Here is a 14,939-nt window from a genome sequence, read left to right as displayed (position 1 = left end):
CTAGTTACCTTAATTTGGATACTAACAAAAAGTGTTTTGTGTCGTTATATTTTTTTGGCGAAATTACGTAATACGATTATATTTAAAGCATAAAGATGGATAACAAAACCAAATTTAGAGTAGGAGCTTGCAATGAGCCTGAGCAAAAATGCTTCAGCTGACGGAAAGACCTTAACAATTCAGATTAAAGGGAAGTTTGACTTTAATTTAGTGCAATCATTTCGCCAAGCATACGCCGAAGTGAACGATGAAACTGAGAAAGTCGTTGTTGATTTGCGAGACACAGACTACATGGACAGCTCAGCACTGGGAATGTTATTAAATATGAAAAAAACGCTCGGCGACTCAGTCGGGAGTATTCAGATAAGTAATTGTCGACCACAGTTAAAAAAGATACTGCAAATTTCTAGATTCGATAAAAAGTTTGAAATTGATTAGCAGAGCTTAATCTAGCATGCTTATTTTAGTGGTTGATGATCAACCCCTTAACTGTAGGCTGCTCACAGCTATGCTTGAGCAGCAGCATTATGATGTTTTGGTGGCTAATAATGGTCAAGAAGCTTTGACTTTATTACACCAGCATGAAGTTGATATTGTTTTGCTTGATGTCATGATGCCGGTGATGAATGGGTTTGAAACAGCACCCAAAATAAAAGAATACGCAGGTGATGTGTATTTGCCCATCATTTTTATTACGGCGCTTGAAGATCATGCCAGCTTTGAGAAATGTTTGAGAGTCGGCGGAGACGACTTTATACACAAGCCATTTGATAGAATTATTCTATCGGCTAAGATTAGAGCGCACGCCCGCACCAGAAAGCTCAGTAAGGAAGCAAATGAGCAAAAGAAACAACTAGAGTATCACTATAACCAAACAGAGCGTGAACACGAAATAGTAGAGCATATCTTCCGTAATGCTTTATCAGGGCAAGAGAGATTCGACAAACTCTGTGATTTTCATTTGTCTCCCGCATCTATGTTTAACGGTGATATGTTCCTAATGGCGAAAAGTCCGATTGGTGGGTTTTATTGTTTATTAGGGGATTTTACTGGCCATGGTTTAGCTGCAGCTGTTGGTGCTTTACCTGCTTCACGCATTTTTTACACCATGGTACAAAAAGGAATGGCTGTTGGCGATATCGCCACGGAGTTAAATAGCTCCTTGTATACTTTATTGCCTGGCCATATGTTTTGTGCAGCGGCAATTATTGAACTCAGTAGTTCAGGAAAAAATATTTCAGCTTGGCTAGGCGGGTTGCCCGATGTGTACTTAGTTAATAAAGAAGGTCGTGTTTTAAAAACCGTGGAGTCACAGCATATGGCTCTAGGGATTTTAGATGATGATGAGTTTGAGAGAACTATTTTACATTTTGAGGTGGATCAAGGAACACGTTTAGTGATGGCAACGGATGGTATCATTGAAAGTGAAGGACCTGATGGAGAAATGTTTGGAGAAGGGAGATTTGTCGATACATTGCAAAGCACACCCGCAATCACCACACAAAATGTCATTGATCAAGTACGTAACTATGCGCAGCACGCTGAACAGCAAGATGATCTAAGTATCGCAATCGTTAATTGTTTACCTGCAGAGTTAGAGCAAATTGGTGATACACATTATTCTTCTATTCCCTTCGAGATTGCGGTCTCTTTAGATGCCGAGCAGATGAAAAATACCGATCCTGTTTTGGAAGTAGTCAATGTATTGAGCAATGTTGAAGGTGTAGACGCACATCGCTCTAATATATTTTTACTGTTATCTGAGGCATATAATAATTCTTTAGATCATGGAGTTTTAGGGATCAGTTCAGAGTTAAAAAATCAAGAAGATGGGTTTTTAGAGTACTACACACAGCGTGCCGAGGCGTTATCAAAGTTGGACACAGCATCCATTGAGATTTTAGCATCCTACAACCCTGAGAAGCGATCGATCACTTTTGACATTAAAGATTCAGGTAGAGGATTTTCTCAACCTGAACTACAAAGCGACAGCACACTGTCCGAAGAGCATGGGCGGGGTGTTCAGCTGTTATCAGAAATTGCTGACAGTGTCAGCTACAATCGTATTGGTAATGAAGTTAAATTAGTATATTCGCTGGATTAAGCACTTCTCCATAATCACTTCTTAGTATTGAAATTTTTTTACGATCCCCCCTTTCTTATAATACCCAAAAGTAAAAAATATGCTGATGGCTATAGGCAAAGGCGTGTTTGCGTGTTAAATTAGTTTTAGATATATAGATGTTTGGATGGCTAAATGATTTCTGCATACTTGGATAAAACACAAACCTCCCTTGACCATACACTTGTTCAATTACAGCTTGATGAGTTGGATGTTTACTTGGCGTCACATCAAGCTCAAATGAGATGGTCTTATCAAATACCTGAACTTGGTGAGGGTGGGAGTTGTAGCTTGTTTGGTCATTTACAAGACGCACCATTTGAATTGGCATCAGTGATAGAGCAAACTCAAGAAAATGATGCTTTATTGTCTAAGCTTCAAACAATTGTCGAGTTTGTTACTAATAAAACTGGCGTGGAGTGGTTCGGTATTTATCAGTCAAGGCAAGTTGACGGTGAGCAACAATTGCTTAAACTCGCATACAATGGAGCACCTAGTCGTCCATTATTTCCTATCAATGAGCAATTTGCAGCGACATCAAATAATATTCAGACAGTACTTTCTGAAACATCTCGTATTATCAATAATATTCCCGAATATATTGCACAGGGCGGTGAATATTATACCTGTGACCCAAAAGTTCAGGCTGAGGTTTGCATACCTTTATTAAATGACAAACTTGATTGTGTCGGGATCATTGATGCAGAAGCATTTAGTAAAGACTTTTTTACTGCTGACAATTTATCTGTACTTGTCGCAGCTTGCATGAAAATAACGCATTACCTTCCCAAGTAACAAGGCTCGTGTTCTTGTTAAATTGTGGTAGTATTATGGCAACTATAACCCCCACAATTGCTACGTAATATTGAGTTAAATACTTAAATTATTAGAGGCGATCTTGCAAAGATGTGAGTGACTCTTCGTCTCTTCAAATTTTGTGCGTATCAGTTTTAATAGGAATAAAATACACATGTTTTCAGAACTAAAACCATTACCTACAGATCCTATTTTGGGCCTAATGGCAGCTTATAAACAAGACGATAACCCTAACAAGATTGATTTAGGTGTTGGTGTATATAAAGATGAGCAGGGTGCTACACCAGTTTTAAAAGCGGTTAAAAAAGCAGAAGCATTTCGTTTAGAAAATGAAACAACAAAATCGTATATTGGATTAGCAGGTAATTTAGATTTCTGTACAAAGATGGAACAACTGCTATTAAGCGATAGTCATACAACATTACTTGCCAATCGCGTTCGCACGGCACAAACACCTGGTGGTACAGGTTCATTGCGTGTTGCAGCTGAATTTATTAAGCGCTGTAACAAAGATGCGACAGTATGGGTAACTACGCCAACATGGGCAAACCACATCAGTTTGTTTGAAGCGGCTGGCTTAACGGTAAAAGAGTACCCTTACTACGATTATGAAAACAAAGGTCTGCTTTTTGACGAGATGATTGACACACTAAAGCAAGTACCAAAAGGTGATGTTGTTTTAGTACATGCGTGTTGTCATAACCCAAGTGGTATGGACTTAAATGCAGAGCAGTGGCAAATTTTTGCAGATCTTGCTAAAGAAGTGGGCTTTACACCATTAGTAGATATTGCATATCAGGGTTTCGGTACTAGTTTAGATGAAGACGCTAATGGCCTGCGTTTATTGGCTCAGACAGTAGAAGAGATGATTATCTGCTCTTCATGCTCTAAAAACTTTGGCCTTTACCGAGAGCGAATTGGCGCATGTTCAATTATTTCAAAAGATGCAGCGAATGCGGATGTTGCAAATTCAGTACTGTTAAGCGTTGTTCGTAGTATTTATTCTATGCCGCCAGCACATGGTGCTGATATTGTAAATACGATTTTATCGAGCGATGAATTGACACAGCAATGGCATCAAGAGCTGGCTGAAATGCGTGACAGAATTAATGGCCTTCGCAGCTTGGTTAAAGACAGTCTTGAGCAAAGAAATACAGGACATGACTTCTCATTCATTGAGCGTCAGCACGGTATGTTCTCTTTCTTAGGGATTAACAAAGCGCAGATTGATCGTCTTCGTGAAGAGTATTCAATTTATATTGTGGGCTCTAGCCGTGTAAATGTTGCAGGTATTAGCCACAGTAATATTGATTACTTTGCAGATGCTGTAGCGTCAGTATTGAAGTAATCTAACAAGATATTTCAAGTATATTAAAACGCCGAGCTATATTGATAGGTCGGCGTTTTTGCGTTTTTGGAACGAATAAGCAAGTATAGATAAAGGCAGTATCATGCTTGTTTAATAGCAGTCACCTTATCATCTTCAACGTCGGCTTTTTTGGTCGTTTTTTTCGGCTCTTTTTCTGCGGTTGGCTTACTACCTTTTAGTACAGAGATAAAGTCGTCTTTGTATTTTGCCATTTCTAGCGCAAGAGACTCTACTTGTTGCTCGCTCAGTGGCACATCTACCTTATCTAGCATCCCTTCAAGCGCCTCTGCCACATCCAGCATTTTATCGTAGGCATCTGCCTCTTTTTTGCTAGTAAATGTCATTCGCTCTACTCCATTTCTTTCAACCACATACTTTACTATAACAGCCATGATCACCCTCCATAAAACACTGTTTTTTTATACAGTAAACTGTATTTGATTTTTTTGCAACTCAATCGCTGCCAATTAGACGATCCATATGAAAAAAATACAATGAAAATATTCTTAGGTATTTTACAAAAGTCAGTGATAAATCCTATGGTTAGATAGCTTAATCACCTTTTTAAGCATGATGAAACTCACAAACTTTTTAAGGAGAAATTAAATGTTAAGGAAAATATGGAATATTGGCTTACTAGTACTATTGCTAGCTTTTAACAATGTGGTTCTGGCACAAGCAGTAGAGGATATTGAAACGTCGACCTTACAGGTCAATGTGAATACAGCAGCAGTTGATGAGCTAATGAAATTACCTGGAATAGGCAAATCAAAGGCGCAAGCAATTGTGGACTCAAGGGAGCGAGAAGGATTATTTTTCAATATACAAGAGCTGGCAAGAGTGAAAGGTATAGGGGCAGGACTAATAGATAAAATACAGGCCCATGTCGTATTGGAATAAATGGAAAAAGCAGAGCCTAATTTTGGCTCTGCTTAAACTCAGATAAAGCTTTATCTAAATTTTTTAAAGCAAACTGTACTTCAATGGGGGCTGTTAAGAGCGGGTATGCAATACCTGTGATGAGCAATACAGGTAAAAGTGACCAGCCTTCAAAGTAGGCGAGTGCCATGAATAAGGGAGTCAACAAAGCAAGTTTACATACAGCCAATATAACCTTATTTTTTGCAGACAGCATGGAGATTGCTATCGCCTTAACTTGCTGTTTTTCTCGTAAAGACAGCGAAGAAAGTGCAGGAACTTGGCTTAGTCTAAAAATCATATATTTCTCTAATTTACTTCTTAAAAATAATCATAGGTGCAAAGATCAAAAAGCTAATGGCATAAATTGCAAAAATAACTTCCATCCAGCCCGGCATAGATAGTCCTGCAAAAGACCAGTCTATGTTTGAGCAGCTACCTGTTACAGCAAAAAAGGATGGGACCCATTCATGTAAAGGAACAGGGAAGCTTGGTTCGAAAGCACAGGTAAAAGCAAAAGGATCTGTAGTGGTTTGCATATCAAGGTGCTCGCGTGCAAGTAGCCACCCCCATATAGCTGAAATACCCCAACCAGCAGTCGCTATCAATCGAACAAAGTAATTCTTGTTACCACAAAGACCAACAAAGGCGGCTATTAAAACCCCTAGCATTGCTGTACGTTGATAGATACACATCACGCAGGGCTCTAAGCCCATGGCATATTGAAAGTATAGTGCAACGACTTCGAAAGTAAGTGCACTTAAAAACAATAAGCCCCAAGCTGTTGTGGTTCGAGAAAAACTCGCGAGTCTATCAAACATGTATATCTCCTTTTTTGCACGCTATTATGGCTATCTAGTATCAATGCTTCAAGCTATTTGCATCTTAATGTAGGTCACATTAAGGAGGGTAAATTGCTTTTATTTTACTTTGTAGGGTTTTAATGTGTTTAGTAAACAGACCGTTAGTCTATTCATTTTTAATTTAGTTCCACTTTATGTTGTTATCGGTCATTTCTTTTATGAAGAGTGACTATCTAAGCTCAAGTGATATTACGCGCAATATTGTTGGCTAAATGTGTTGTAAAAAAGCAGCTCTCAATGCTGTTTATGTTATGGCAAAACTAAGCAATTTGTTCGTTTATACTATCTAAACGTGAATAACTCTGTCTTCATGTCACAGTTGCGCTTGTTACTTTATATCCATCTGGTACAATCAGTAGATTAACGAGTTGCAGTATCATGCTCCGCCTGCTACCGAGTGTCGCTTGCGTTGAATGTATCTAGCCTTTGGTTGTAAATTAAGTGGTGCAAAATGAGAATTTTTAAAGCCAAGAGCCCAGCGGGATTTGCTGAGGAATATATAGTAGAGTCGATTTGGAATGGTGAGTTTCCACCAGGGTCGATATTGCCGGCCGAGCGTGAACTATCAGAACTTATCGGTGTGACTCGTACAACCTTAAGGGAAGTATTACAGAGATTAGCGCGTGATGGTTGGTTAACAATTCAGCATGGCAAGCCAACACGTGTGAATAACTTCTGGGAGACATCGGGTCTAAATATCTTAGAGGCACTTGCGCGTCTTGATGAAGATAAAGTCCCTGAATTAACCGATCAATTGTTGTCTGCACGAACAAACATCAGTGCAATTTATACTCGTGCTGCGATTAAATTAAATGCTGAAAAAGTGATTGAAATTCTGGCGCAATATCAGGAGCTACCTGATACGGCTGAAGCATTTGCAGATTATGATTACCAAGTACATCATCAGCTTGCAATTGCTGGTGGTAACAAAATTTATGTATTGATTTTAAATGGCTTTAGAGGCCTTTATTCGAAAATCGGTTGCCATTACTTCTCGGAGCCAAAAATTCGTAAATTGACCAGAGAGTTCTACCGTGATTTAACGGCATTGGCTGAGCAAGGCGACTACGATAGAGCGATTGCGCTTATCCGTAAATATGGTCATCAGTCAAGTGAGTTATGGCAGGTTATTCGTGCCGACATGCCAAATGACATTATGGATTAAATATTTAAAAGAGCCCCGAAAGGGGCTTTTTTGTGTCCAAATATTGGCCCCATCGAATTTTTAGATTGTACCTATCGGATAATTCGATTGTTATTTTTCTTCAGAGCTGAATAAACTTAGGCAAATTTTTTCAAGGGGTTGTTTTTCGTAAACAGCGCCTCAATAATTAGAATCAAATTACAAAACGATTTGTATATTGGAACTAAACCTAACTATTTGGAGAAAACAATGGGTGTATTAGTTGGCCGTCAGGCTCCTGACTTTACAGCAGCAGCAGTACTAGGTAATGGTGAAATCGTAGATAGCTATAATCTACATGAGCGTATCAAAGGTAAAAAAGCAGTTGTATTCTTTTACCCACTAGACTTCACTTTTGTTTGTCCTTCAGAGCTTATCGCTTTTGACAAGCGTTTCGAAGAATTCCAAAAGCGTGGCGTTGAAGTAATCGGTGTTTCTATCGATTCTCAATTCTCACACAATGCATGGCGTAACACACCAGTTAACGAAGGCGGTATCGGTCCAGTTAAATATGACCTAGTTGCTGACGTTAAGCACGAAATCTGTCAAGCATACGACGTTGAGCACCCAGAAGCTGGTGTTGCTTTCCGTGGTTCTTTCCTAATCGACTCTGAAGGTAACGTACGTCACCAAGTAGTTAACGATCTACCTCTAGGTCGTAACATCGACGAAATGCTTCGCATGGTTGACGCTCTAGCGTTCCACGAAGAGCACGGTGAAGTATGTCCTGCAGGTTGGACTGAAGGTAAATCAGGTATGGACGCAAGCCCAGAAGGTGTTGCTAAGTTCCTATCTGAAAACGAAGGCGAGCTATAATTAGCAACTTCGATTAGTTTTAAAAACCCGCCTTGTGCGGGTTTTTTATTGTTATAAATCGCCACATCATGAGGTACTCTCTTCAAACCACTTTTGACTGATCATCTTGATGGTTTCTATCGAAAAATATGCCAGCAATAAGCTCACTACTGGCATCGCTAATAAGCTAATCAATGTTACTTCACTAAACATATTAGTTATCCTTTTTAGCCTGTGTTGTTTCAGGCTGGTCGATTTCGATGTCCTTATTGGTACGGATCAAACTATCTACTAGTGCCTTTTTAGTGTTTATTTTTAATTCCACTAAACTCAATTGAATATTTTCACTCACTCGACTTTGCACATCACTTAACAAATCACTGCTAATCGTATTCGCGTTAGCTGAAGCTGACAGACCAATAAAAAGGCTAGTTGTAAGTACTTTAGTAAATAAGTTCATGCTGTTGTTCCCTTTGATTGTTTAGACGTAATAACTATTACAAAGGTTGTGCCAGCTTAGATTTTATTTTTAAGTTAATGATATTTATGAGGTTTTCATTTTTCAGATAGTTGGCCAAAATCGAGGTGTGGTCGATTTGGCCAATAAGAATGGCTTAAATAACTAATTTATGGTTAATTTTGCTCTAACATTTGAAAGATAAGCTGTTTTACGATATTAGGTTCAAAAGGCTTATCACACATTGCATTGACGCCTGATTGCGCAACATTTGCTAAATGTGTTTCATTGGCCTCAGACGTTACCATTAATACCGGCACATGGGCATGTTCATCTGAGCGACGAATTGCCTCTGTCAGCTCTTGTCCGTTGACTTCAGGCATGTTGAAATCAGTGACGATTAAATCGAACATGCTTTCATTTAATACACTTAAAGCCTGAGCACCATTTTCAGCTTCACTGATACGCGTTGCGCCAAGATTTTGCAGAACACGTTGAATGTGGTTACGGGCCAACATGGAGTCGTCAACGACCAAAATTCGCAAATCTTGAATGTCGTATAACTCAAGCTCAAGCTCTTGTGGCGAGAGTAAATCCAAGGTGGCGTTAATGGCTTTGCCTAAATGCTCTTTGGTAAATGGCTTTGGCAGAATCGCAACAACCCCTGATTGTTTGTAGGCTTCAAGCTGTTTCCGGCGAGTTTCACTGGAGACGAGCATAAAGGGTAATTGATGTTCACTGAAGTGCTCGTGAACATGGTCCAATAGAGCAAGTGCGTCTCCATCTGCCAAGTACAGCGTACAGATTATGAGATCCGGTAAATTTTGATTGAGTGCATTTATGGCGCTACTGACTGAATCGGCGAAGTCAATATTTTGCACGCCTTCATCTTGGAGCTCTTTGGCGATAATCTTTCGTTGGGTCACAGAGGGTTCGACGAGTAAAATCGTCAGATCTGTACTGAGTAAATCGTTCATTTTAAACCTGAGGATAGAAACAGAAGCTAAATGTCTTCAGCCAGTACAATTTATTCACCTAACGTCGGCTTTTTTCATCAACTGGCTGCACATGATTCAGGCTAATATAGCGTATTTGTAAACGTCAGGCTAGTTTGGATAATGATTGCGTTAATGCTTGTTAACTTTTATCTGCGAAATTCAGGGTTTTGGGGTAAATCAACCAATATCAAAATGGCGCCTTTTCCACCATACTCAAGAGGCGCTTGGTGCATAGCAAGAATATCAGGGTGCTGTACCAAGTAATGGGGTACCTTGTGCTTCAAAATACGCTCGCCAATACCATGTACGATGCACGCGCAACTTACATGCTGTTTTTTACAGGCGTGAATAAGCGCAGCAAGTTCATCTTTTGCGGTTTCTTTATTCATTCCATGCATATCTAAAATCAGCTCTGGCGCATAGTCACCGCGCCTTAACTGCTTTGCAAGGTACTTATCGGCACACGGTCTGACAAAGTTGATGGTGCCATGAGTATCAATATCTGGAACGTACTCATCTGAAAAATAAAACTCAGCTTGATGTTGTTTCTTTTGCTCAGCAATTACTTCGCCTTTGAAGCGGGTGGCTTTTCGTTCGTGCACCACAGTGTCTTGCTTAAGGGGTTGTGTTCCGGAAATTGCATCACGGAATAAATCAAAGTCATCAGAGGCCATAGCTACTTCAGGGTATTCTCTAGTCATTCGCGCATTTTAAATAAAAAAAGCATAAAAACCTAGTCTAAAAACCGCTACAATGCGGCTATCTACAAAGTGTGAGAATAATCATGAGTGAATTAGCAATAACCAATGAAATCGCCCAAGAGGCTTATGAAGATCTGGTAACCATGCAAGATTGGCTGCGTTGGACGACAAGTCAGTTTGTTGCAAATGGGCTTTTTTATGGCCATGGAACCGACAATCCTTGGGATGAGGCGGTAAATTTACTCTTGCCAACGCTAAACTTGCCGATAGATGCGCCAAAAGACCTAATGCAAGCTAGGCTGACCAGAACAGAAAAAAAGCGTTTAATTGAAGTCATCAAGTTGCGTATTGAGCAGCGCATGCCAGTGCCTTACCTTACCAACCAAGCTTGGTTTGCAGGTATGCCATTTTATGTTGATGAACGCGTATTGGTGCCACGCTCTCCATTTGCAGAGTTGATCACCCAACAGTTTCAACCTTGGGTTCAAGCACCAGAAGAAGTGACTCGTATTTTAGATATGTGCACGGGTTCTGCATGTATTGCGATTGCACTGGCTAAGCATTTTGAAAATGCACAAGTGGATGCAGTGGATATTTCTTTTGATGCGCTGGCCGTGGCCGAAATGAATATTCATGATCATATGATGGATGAGCGTGTATTTGCGATTCAGTCTGACGTCTTTAGTGGTGTGCCGGGTCAAAAGTACGATTTAATTGTCGCAAATCCACCTTATGTTGATGCTGAAGATATGGCAGATCTTCCAGATGAGTTTCATCATGAGCCTGAATTAGGTCTCGCGTCTGGTGACGATGGCTTAGATGTGACTCGAGTACTGCTCCAAGATGCGGCCGAGCATCTAACAGAGAACGGGATTCTATTTGTCGAGGTGGGTAATTCTATGGTACATATGGATGCATTGTATCCGGGTGCGCCATTTACTTGGCTTGAATTTGAGCACGGCGGTTTAGGTGTGTTTATGATCAGTAAAAAAGAATTGGTAGCATACTTTAACGATTAAGCTTTGCTGTATATTGCCTGCAAATGAAACCTATTCATTGGCAGCTTGATACGGCAAGGTATGACAGTGATGAACATTGTCAAAACTTGGGGCATATCCCCATTGAGGCTTTAGGCCAAAACCGTAACGAGGAATGAGGAAAGTTAATGGCAGGCAATAGCATAGGCCAGCTATTTCGAGTGACAACCTTCGGTGAAAGCCATGGTACAGCACTGGGTGGTGTTGTAGATGGTGTTCCGGCAGGGCTTGAAATCAGCGAGGCTGACTTACAGGTAGACCTAGACAGAAGAAAGCCAGGGCAAAGCCGCTACACGACACAGCGTCGTGAAGGGGACGAAATTAAGATTTTATCAGGTGTATTTGAGGGCAAAACGACCGGCACGAGTATTGGGTTGCTGATTGAAAATACCGATCAACGCTCTAAAGATTACAGTAAGATCATGGATGTTTTTCGTCCAGGGCACGGTGACTATACCTACTGGCATAAATATGGTCATCGAGACTATCGTGGTGGCGGACGTTCATCTGCACGCGAAACAGCAATTCGTGTTGCTGCAGGCGGTATCGCTAAAAAATATCTCAAGCAAGTCCATGGTATTGAGGTTTGCGCTTGTCTGTCGCAGCTTGGGCCAATTAAAGCTGAGGTGTTCAACTGGGATGCGGCGGAGCAAAACGCATTTTTCTTCCCAGATGAAAGCAAATTAGACGCTTTGGATGAATATATGAGAGACCTTAAAAAGCAAGGTGACTCAATTGGTGCCAAAGTGAAAGTAGTCGCTAAAAACGTGCCTGTGGGTTTAGGTGAGCCAGTATTTGATAGACTCGATGCTGATCTTGCGCACTCTCTAATGAGTATCAATGCAGTGAAAGGCGTTGAGATTGGTGATGGTTTTGATGTGGTTGAGCAGAAGGGCTCAGAGCATAGAGACGAGTTAACACCCGATGGGTTTGTTAGCAATCATGCTGGTGGCGTACTTGCCGGGATCTCTACAGGACAAGATATTATCGCGTCGATTGCGTTGAAACCTACTTCAAGCATTACAGTCCCTGGACAGAGTATTAATACTGCTAATGAGTCGGTAGAGATGGTAACCAAAGGTCGTCACGACCCATGTGTGGGCATTCGCGCAATCCCAATTGCGGAAGCAATGATGGCCATTACCATTATGGATCACCTACTTAGACAGCGCGGACAAAACCCGCATGTCGAAGTGCCTCAAGGTCCTATACCTGGACAGATTAAATAATGAAAGGCACCGAAAGGTGCCTTTTTTATTTCTAAATATCTATATGCTAAATAATGAACTTTAGATTAAGCGATTAATTTAGCGAAAGCGCGATCAGCCGCTGCGATAGTGTTGTTGATGTCTTCATCGCTGTGCATAGTACTTACAAAGCCGGCTTCAAATGCAGATGGTGCAAGGTACACACCTTCTTCTAGCATCAAGTGGAAGAAGCGCTTAAACCTTTCTAGGTCACATTCAGTCGCCTGCTGGTAGGTGTCAACACGCTCGGCCGAAGTGAAAAAGAAGCCAAACATGCCACCGGCGAAGTTAGTCGTCAGTGGAATACCGTGTTTATCCGCTGCAGCCTGAAAACCAGCACATAGCGCTTTGCTCTTTGCTTCTAGGTCGTCATGTAAGTTTGGCTTAGAAAGTAACTCAAGTGCTTTAAGGCCTGCAGCCATCGCAATTGGGTTACCAGAGAGCGTACCAGCTTGATAAACAGGTCCTACTGGTGCGATGTAATCCATGATTTCACGCTTACCTCCAAAGGCACCAACTGGCATACCGCCACCGATCACTTTGCCCAAGCAAGTCAGATCTGGCTCGATATTGTAATAGGCTTGTGCACCACCAAGGGCGACACGGAAGCCAGTCATCACTTCATCGAAGATAAGCACTGACTTGTGCTCATCACATACCGCACGAAGACCCTCTAAAAAGCCTTTAACAGGCGGGATGCAGTTCATATTACCTGCAACGGGTTCAACTATGATACAGGCGATTTCGTCTTTATATTCTTCAAAAATCGCTTTGACTTCATCCAAATTATTAAATGACACTGTAAGTGTATGTTTTGCAAAATCGGCAGGAATGCCCGGGGAATTTGGTACGCCCATTGTTAGTGCACCAGAGCCTGCTTTTACCAGTAGAGAGTCAGCATGACCATGGTAGCAGCCTTCGAACTTTAAAATCTTATCTCTGCCAGTGAAGCCTCGGGCAAGGCGGATCGCGCTCATTGTCGCTTCGGTACCAGAGCTCACCATACGAACTTTTTCAATCGACGGAACAAGTGCTTTAACTTTTTCTGCCATTAAGATTTCAGCTTCAGTAGGCGCACCGTAGCTCAGGCCGTTCTCAACAGCTTCTAACACCGCTTGCTTGATTTCTGGGTGGTTGTGGCCAAGGATCATCGGTCCCCAAGAGCCAACATAATCGATGTAACGATTATTGTCAGCGTCAAAGGTAAATGGACCTTCTGCTTTTGTAATGAATAACGGTGTGCCACCCACACCATTAAATGCCCTTACTGGCGAGTTAACGCCCCCAGGTATAGAGGTTTGTGCACGCTCAAATAAGTCTTGGCTAATTGTCATAATGTATCCTTTTTGATTAACTTTGGCGCTTTCTGCTGAACCAAGGTACGTTGGTTTCGTATTGCTGTACTTTGTTTTCTACACCGAGCGTCAGTGCAAAAAGTGCCATACGGATCAATACACCGTTTTGTACTTGTCTGAAGATTGCCAAGTTATCATTACTATTTAAATCGTTGTCTAGTTCATTCGCATCGCTGCGGCTATCTCTAGGGAGTGGGTGCATTAATACTGATTCAGGCTTACAGTGTGCGTCGTAGATTGCTTGGCTTATTCTGAAGCCGCCACGGTATTTGTTTGCTTCCTCCTGAGACGGGAAGCGCTCCTCTTGGATACGCGTTTGGTAAACGATATCAGCAGCTAGATTGCCTTCCATTTGAGATACGAGCTCGATTTGGTGTCCAGCATTGGAGACCGCATCTAAGACATAATCTGGCATTTGCAAGCCATCTGGTGCTACCATTGAAAACTTAATATTTTTATAGTGGCACAAAAGTTTAGAGAGCGAATGCACAGTTCTACCGTACTTTAGATCACCGACTAAGGCGATATGCATACCATCAACAGAGCGGTCGAAACGATTAAGTTCTCGGTCAATGGTTAATAAATCTAACAGTGCTTGTGTTGGATGCTCGTTTGGTCCATCACCACCGTTTAAAACAGGCACATCTGAGCCAGTGGCAAATTCAGCCACACTGCCAGCATCCGGGTGACGCATAGCAACAGCATCAGCGTAGGCTGAAATAACACGCGCTGTATCATATAAGGATTCACCTTTAGCTAATGCAGAGCTTTGCATGCCTGTGGTTTCTCTTACTAAACCACCTAATAAGTTGAATGCAGTACCAAAACTGACACGCGTACGAGTACTTGGCTCAAAGAATAAGTTTGCCAGTACAGCACCTTCAAGTACTTGAGTGCGCTTATGCTTTTTAGCATAAGGTTCCATGCGTTTAGCAACGTCAAAAATTAATTCAATGGCTTCTCTATCGAGTTGATTGACAGAAAGGATGTTTTCACCTTGGAAACTTAGCATGCGGCGATTCCTAATCACAGATTGACAACAGGAGGCAAGGGTGCGCTCCTAACCGAGATAACCTTG

General features: G+C 41.4%; 18 protein-coding genes. 9 read left to right on the top strand and 9 right to left on the bottom strand.

Translation table 11 applies throughout. The features are described from left to right. Positions 1-132: 132 nt before the first annotated feature. The 4 genes from QNM16_RS08450 (at position 133) to QNM16_RS08435 (ending at position 4,286) form a co-directional block, all read left to right on the top strand. Positions 133-438 carry an STAS domain-containing protein gene (locus QNM16_RS08450; RefSeq protein WP_039608683.1) on the top strand — a complete coding sequence of 102 codons (306 nt, stop codon included), beginning with the start codon at positions 133-135 and terminating at the stop codon, positions 436-438. A gap of 16 nt (positions 439-454) precedes the next feature. Then, positions 455-2,104 carry a SpoIIE family protein phosphatase gene (locus tag QNM16_RS08445; protein WP_284020080.1) on the top strand — a complete coding sequence of 550 codons (1,650 nt, stop codon included), beginning with the start codon at positions 455-457 and terminating at the stop codon, positions 2,102-2,104. A gap of 153 nt (positions 2,105-2,257) precedes the next feature. Further along, positions 2,258-2,917 carry a GAF domain-containing protein gene (locus QNM16_RS08440; protein WP_284020079.1) on the top strand — a complete coding sequence of 220 codons (660 nt, stop codon included), beginning with the start codon at positions 2,258-2,260 and terminating at the stop codon, positions 2,915-2,917. Between the two features lie 175 nt (positions 2,918-3,092). Continuing rightward, positions 3,093-4,286, top strand: a complete 1,194-nt coding sequence (locus tag QNM16_RS08435; protein ID WP_063360221.1) for an amino acid aminotransferase — start codon at positions 3,093-3,095, stop codon at positions 4,284-4,286. A gap of 101 nt (positions 4,287-4,387) precedes the next feature. On the opposite strand, the gene QNM16_RS08430 is transcribed toward QNM16_RS08435, so the two are convergent. After that, positions 4,388-4,699, bottom strand: coding sequence for a YebG family protein (locus QNM16_RS08430; RefSeq protein WP_063360220.1), 312 nt, complete (start codon positions 4,697-4,699; stop codon positions 4,388-4,390). Between the two features lie 214 nt (positions 4,700-4,913). On the opposite strand from QNM16_RS08430, the gene QNM16_RS08425 reads away from it, so the two are divergent. Beyond that, positions 4,914-5,207: a ComEA family DNA-binding protein gene (locus QNM16_RS08425; RefSeq protein WP_284020078.1), complete on the top strand. Its 294-nt coding sequence runs from the start codon at positions 4,914-4,916 to the stop codon at positions 5,205-5,207. A 16-nt stretch (positions 5,208-5,223) separates the two neighbouring features. On the opposite strand, the gene QNM16_RS08420 is transcribed toward QNM16_RS08425, so the two are convergent. Continuing rightward, entirely contained in the window at positions 5,224-5,526 is a 303-nt protein-coding gene (locus QNM16_RS08420; RefSeq protein ID WP_284020077.1) for a hypothetical protein, read from the bottom strand. Between the two features lie 13 nt (positions 5,527-5,539). Further along, a complete protein-coding gene (gene dsbB, locus QNM16_RS08415) occupies positions 5,540-6,046 on the bottom strand; it encodes a disulfide bond formation protein DsbB (protein WP_284020076.1) in 507 nt (168 codons plus the stop codon). A 493-nt stretch (positions 6,047-6,539) separates the two neighbouring features. On the opposite strand from dsbB, the gene fadR reads away from it, so the two are divergent. Together fadR and QNM16_RS08405 are read left to right on the top strand one after the other, a co-directional pair. Continuing rightward, on the top strand, positions 6,540-7,253 hold the full coding sequence (gene fadR / locus QNM16_RS08410; protein ID WP_284020075.1) for a fatty acid metabolism transcriptional regulator FadR: 714 nt from the start codon (positions 6,540-6,542) through the stop codon (positions 7,251-7,253). Between the two features lie 228 nt (positions 7,254-7,481). Then, the gene (locus tag QNM16_RS08405) at positions 7,482-8,087 is read left to right on the top strand and encodes a peroxiredoxin C (protein ID WP_023398641.1); all 606 of its coding nucleotides are present in this window, start codon (positions 7,482-7,484) and stop codon (positions 8,085-8,087) included. 66 nt (positions 8,088-8,153) lie between these two features. Here QNM16_RS08405 and QNM16_RS08400 read toward each other — a convergent pair whose 3' ends face one another. The 4 genes from QNM16_RS08400 to smrB form a co-directional block, all read right to left on the bottom strand. Next, a complete protein-coding gene (locus tag QNM16_RS08400) occupies positions 8,154-8,279 on the bottom strand; it encodes a hypothetical protein (protein ID WP_269199990.1) in 126 nt (41 codons plus the stop codon). A gap of 1 nt (position 8,280) precedes the next feature. Beyond that, positions 8,281-8,526, bottom strand: coding sequence for a hypothetical protein (locus QNM16_RS08395; RefSeq protein ID WP_284020074.1), 246 nt, complete (start codon positions 8,524-8,526; stop codon positions 8,281-8,283). Between the two features lie 173 nt (positions 8,527-8,699). Continuing rightward, the gene (locus tag QNM16_RS08390) at positions 8,700-9,500 is read right to left on the bottom strand and encodes a response regulator (protein WP_284020073.1); all 801 of its coding nucleotides are present in this window, start codon (positions 9,498-9,500) and stop codon (positions 8,700-8,702) included. Positions 9,501-9,667: 167 nt separating this feature from the next. Next, positions 9,668-10,222, bottom strand: coding sequence for an endonuclease SmrB (gene smrB / locus QNM16_RS08385; protein ID WP_284020072.1), 555 nt, complete (start codon positions 10,220-10,222; stop codon positions 9,668-9,670). An 83-nt stretch (positions 10,223-10,305) separates the two neighbouring features. On the opposite strand from smrB, the gene prmB reads away from it, so the two are divergent. Together prmB and aroC are read left to right on the top strand one after the other, a co-directional pair. After that, on the top strand, positions 10,306-11,241 hold the full coding sequence (gene prmB / locus QNM16_RS08380; RefSeq protein ID WP_063360212.1) for a 50S ribosomal protein L3 N(5)-glutamine methyltransferase: 936 nt from the start codon (positions 10,306-10,308) through the stop codon (positions 11,239-11,241). A 146-nt stretch (positions 11,242-11,387) separates the two neighbouring features. Beyond that, positions 11,388-12,488, top strand: coding sequence for a chorismate synthase (gene aroC, locus QNM16_RS08375; protein WP_284020071.1), 1,101 nt, complete (start codon positions 11,388-11,390; stop codon positions 12,486-12,488). Between the two features lie 65 nt (positions 12,489-12,553). Here the strand turns inward: aroC and hemL are convergent, their stop codons facing one another. Both hemL and QNM16_RS08365 read right to left on the bottom strand, forming a co-directional pair. Beyond that, positions 12,554-13,840: a glutamate-1-semialdehyde 2,1-aminomutase gene (hemL, locus tag QNM16_RS08370; protein WP_284020070.1), complete on the bottom strand. Its 1,287-nt coding sequence runs from the start codon at positions 13,838-13,840 to the stop codon at positions 12,554-12,556. A 16-nt stretch (positions 13,841-13,856) separates the two neighbouring features. Then, complete coding sequence (locus QNM16_RS08365; RefSeq protein WP_284020069.1) at positions 13,857-14,873, bottom strand: aspartate carbamoyltransferase; 1,017 nt, start codon at positions 14,871-14,873, stop codon at positions 13,857-13,859. Positions 14,874-14,939: the final 66 nt, after the last annotated feature.

This window comes from Pseudoalteromonas umbrosa, assembly GCF_030125375.1.
In the GTDB taxonomy this organism is placed as follows: Bacteria; Pseudomonadota; Gammaproteobacteria; order Enterobacterales; family Alteromonadaceae; genus Pseudoalteromonas; species Pseudoalteromonas umbrosa.
The sequence above is the reverse complement of the archived record's forward strand: the minus strand, read 5'-3'. Positions and strand labels throughout refer to the sequence as shown.

Bases quoted from the DNA above. Each gene is read 5' to 3' on its own strand.
- QNM16_RS08445 (WP_284020080.1), top strand. From the start codon at position 455: ATGCTTATTTTAGTGGTTGATGATCAACCCCTTAACTGTAGGCTGCTC.
- prmB (WP_063360212.1), top strand. From the start codon at position 10,306: ATGAGTGAATTAGCAATAACCAATGAAATCGCCCAAGAGGCTTATGAA.
- QNM16_RS08435 (WP_063360221.1), top strand. From the start codon at position 3,093: ATGTTTTCAGAACTAAAACCATTACCTACAGATCCTATTTTGGGCCTA.
- QNM16_RS08365 (WP_284020069.1), bottom strand. From the start codon at position 14,873: ATGCTAAGTTTCCAAGGTGAAAACATCCTTTCTGTCAATCAACTCGAT.
- hemL (WP_284020070.1), bottom strand. From the start codon at position 13,840: ATGACAATTAGCCAAGACTTATTTGAGCGTGCACAAACCTCTATACCT.
- QNM16_RS08395 (WP_284020074.1), bottom strand. From the start codon at position 8,526: ATGAACTTATTTACTAAAGTACTTACAACTAGCCTTTTTATTGGTCTG.
- QNM16_RS08440 (WP_284020079.1), top strand. From the start codon at position 2,258: ATGATTTCTGCATACTTGGATAAAACACAAACCTCCCTTGACCATACA.
- QNM16_RS08405 (WP_023398641.1), top strand. From the start codon at position 7,482: ATGGGTGTATTAGTTGGCCGTCAGGCTCCTGACTTTACAGCAGCAGCA.
- QNM16_RS08450 (WP_039608683.1), top strand. From the start codon at position 133: ATGAGCCTGAGCAAAAATGCTTCAGCTGACGGAAAGACCTTAACAATT.
- QNM16_RS08400 (WP_269199990.1), bottom strand. From the start codon at position 8,279: ATGTTTAGTGAAGTAACATTGATTAGCTTATTAGCGATGCCAGTAGTG.
- fadR (WP_284020075.1), top strand. From the start codon at position 6,540: ATGAGAATTTTTAAAGCCAAGAGCCCAGCGGGATTTGCTGAGGAATAT.
- QNM16_RS08420 (WP_284020077.1), bottom strand. From the start codon at position 5,526: ATGATTTTTAGACTAAGCCAAGTTCCTGCACTTTCTTCGCTGTCTTTA.
- QNM16_RS08430 (WP_063360220.1), bottom strand. From the start codon at position 4,699: ATGGCTGTTATAGTAAAGTATGTGGTTGAAAGAAATGGAGTAGAGCGA.
- smrB (WP_284020072.1), bottom strand. From the start codon at position 10,222: ATGACTAGAGAATACCCTGAAGTAGCTATGGCCTCTGATGACTTTGAT.
- QNM16_RS08425 (WP_284020078.1), top strand. From the start codon at position 4,914: ATGTTAAGGAAAATATGGAATATTGGCTTACTAGTACTATTGCTAGCT.
- QNM16_RS08390 (WP_284020073.1), bottom strand. From the start codon at position 9,500: ATGAACGATTTACTCAGTACAGATCTGACGATTTTACTCGTCGAACCC.
- dsbB (WP_284020076.1), bottom strand. From the start codon at position 6,046: ATGTTTGATAGACTCGCGAGTTTTTCTCGAACCACAACAGCTTGGGGC.
- aroC (WP_284020071.1), top strand. From the start codon at position 11,388: ATGGCAGGCAATAGCATAGGCCAGCTATTTCGAGTGACAACCTTCGGT.